General features: G+C 73.3%; 2 protein-coding genes. One reads left to right on the forward strand and one right to left on the reverse strand.

The window, feature by feature from the left end; translation table 11 throughout:
* Positions 1 to 47: 47 nt before the first annotated feature.
* A complete protein-coding gene (locus tag ACFRCR_RS18380) occupies positions 48 to 875 on the reverse strand; it encodes a hypothetical protein (protein ID WP_377679614.1) in 828 nt (275 codons plus the stop codon).
* A gap of 139 nt (positions 876 to 1,014) precedes the next feature.
* On the opposite strand from ACFRCR_RS18380, the gene ACFRCR_RS18385 reads away from it, so the two are divergent.
* Positions 1,015 to 2,181 carry a glycosyltransferase family 4 protein gene (locus ACFRCR_RS18385; RefSeq protein ID WP_377679616.1) on the forward strand — a complete coding sequence of 389 codons (1,167 nt, stop codon included), beginning with the start codon at positions 1,015 to 1,017 and terminating at the stop codon, positions 2,179 to 2,181.
* Positions 2,182 to 2,255 lie beyond the last annotated feature (74 nt).

The raw sequence follows: 2,255 nt of genomic DNA on the forward strand, positions 1-2,255 counted from the left end.
TCCGTGGACCGGTGCGCCGCCGTCGTGCTCCCTGCTGGAAGGCAACCTCAGCGCGGGGGTGTTCCCTCCGAGGGAGGCGTGGTCGGCCCACCCGGGCTCCTGGGCTCGACGTCGGGCTGCACCGGCGTCGCCGGAACTCCCGGGCTCCTGGGCTCGACGTCGGGCTGCACCGGCGTCGCCGGAACTCCCGGACTCTTGGGCTCGACCTCGGGCTGCACCGGCGTCGCCGGAACTCCCGGGCTCTTCGGCTCCTCGACGGGCGCCGCGTGAGCCGACGTGCGGGTCGGCGGCGTGACCGGCGGGGTCGTGGGAGCCGGAGTCACCGGTGCCGGCGTGACCGGCGCCGCGGGCGCGGCATGGGCCGGGGTGTGCGTCGCCGGGACCGGGGCCGCCGACAGGTTGCCGCCCGAGGAGTAGCCGTCCGACGTCTCGACCGCGACGGCAGGACCGCTCGCGATCCGCCGGAGCGCGATCCCGATGAGGATGAACAGGATGCCCAGGCCGATGACCAGGGCCGCGACGCCGTAGGCGACGACCGAGGTGAACAGCGACGCGCGCAGGAACGAGGCGTTCATGACCGTGGCCCGGCGCTCGTCGTCCTGCGGGAGCTCCGCGTAGGTCTGGCCGTCGCTGATCTCGAGCGCGTGCTTGTTGATGACCTCTGCCTGGGCGTAGGCGGTGAGCGGACCGTTGACGTGGCGTCCCGCGAGGAAGTCCGCGTCGTCGGACACCGTGATGTCCTCGGCCGACAGCTGCGAGGTGACGACTCCCCACGTGACGCCGCCCGCGATGATCATGACGATCCCGGCGATGACGGTGAGGATCCCGATGACCCCTACGCCCTTCGCCGGCCGAACCGTGACAGTGCTGGACATTGCGATACCCCTCCCCGAGCCGGTTCTTTGATGTCAACGTAGCGACGATTCGTCGTTTCCGCCGGACGAACGGTCCGATCACTCCCGAACCAGACCAGCCGGGCACGGGCCGTGGACGCGTCGATGGGACAATCCAGGGGTGAGGATCACCCATGTGACGGACTGCTACCTGCCGCTGCTCGGCGGCATCGAGACCCAGGTGAGTCGCCTCGCGGCCCAGCAGGCCGCGGCCGGCCACCACGTCGAGGTGGTCACCACGACGCCCGCGTCGCGCGGCGAGCACGGCGTGAGCCGCGAGGTGCACGACGGCGTCACGGTCCACCGCGTCGCAGCCCGGGTTCCCGGTGGCTACCCCGTGCACCCGCGGGCCGCCCACCACGTGACGCGCATCCTGCGGGACGCGCGACCCGACGTCGTGCACCTGCACATGGGCGTCCTCACGCCGTCGGTGCAGGCGTCGCTCAAGCCCGTCGCCCGCCTGGGGCTGCCCGCGGTCCTGACCGTGCACAGCGTGTGGGGCTCGGCCGAGCGCTGGTTCGCCGCGCTCGACCGCGTGACGCGCTGGTCGAGGCTGCCGATCCTGCTGTCGGCCGTGAGCGAGCTGACCGCCGCCCCGCTGCGCCGCATCGCCGGACCCGACGTGCCCGTCGAGATCCTGCACAACGGGCTCGACCTCGACGAGTGGGCCGTGCCGCGCGTCGAACGGGACGCGCGCGGCGAGGGCAGGGCCGTGCACGTCGTCGCCGCGACGCGGTTCGCTCCCCGCAAGCGGGTCCTGCCGCTGCTCGAGTCGATCCGGCAGGCCGTCGGGCGCCTGCCGCACGACGCGCTGTTCGCGACGATCGCGGGCGAGGGCCCCGAGCTCGACGCGGCCAGACGCTTCGTCAAGGAGCACGGCCTCTCGACGACCGTGAGCCTCCCGGGACGCCTGGGCGCGCACGAGCTCAAGCGCCTCTACTCGCGCGCCGACGTGTTCCTCGCCCCGGCGATCCAGGAGTCGTTCGGGATCGCGGCGCTCGAGGCGCAGGCCGCGGGCCTGGCCGTGGTGACGCGGGCGGAGTCCGGGGTGGCGGAACGGCTGACGGACGGGGTCGACGGGCTGCTCGCCGCCGACGACGACGCGATGACCGACCAGATCGTGCGGCTCGTGACGCAGGACGGCCTGCTCGACCGCATCGTCGCGCACAACCGCGAGGTCCGGCCGTCGAGCGGGTGGCCGAGCGTGCTCGCGGACGTCGAGAAGGCGTACGAGAAGGCGGCGGCATACCGCGAGGAGCGGGCGGCGCTCGGCAAGACCCAGGGCTAGGGGCACGAGCTCGGGCGCCCGCGCCGCTCACCCCCGGACGCCGAAGGGCCGGCACCCACAGATTTGTCTGCTTG

Origin of the sequence: Oerskovia sp. NPDC056781 (assembly GCF_042789955.1) — a bacterium.
Classification (GTDB): domain Bacteria; phylum Actinomycetota; class Actinomycetes; order Actinomycetales; family Cellulomonadaceae; genus Oerskovia; species Oerskovia rustica.

Excerpts from the sequence above, each read along its gene's own strand:
- ACFRCR_RS18380 (WP_377679614.1), bottom strand. The coding sequence starts at position 875 with ATGTCCAGCACTGTCACGGTTCGGCCGGCGAAGGGCGTAGGGGTCATC.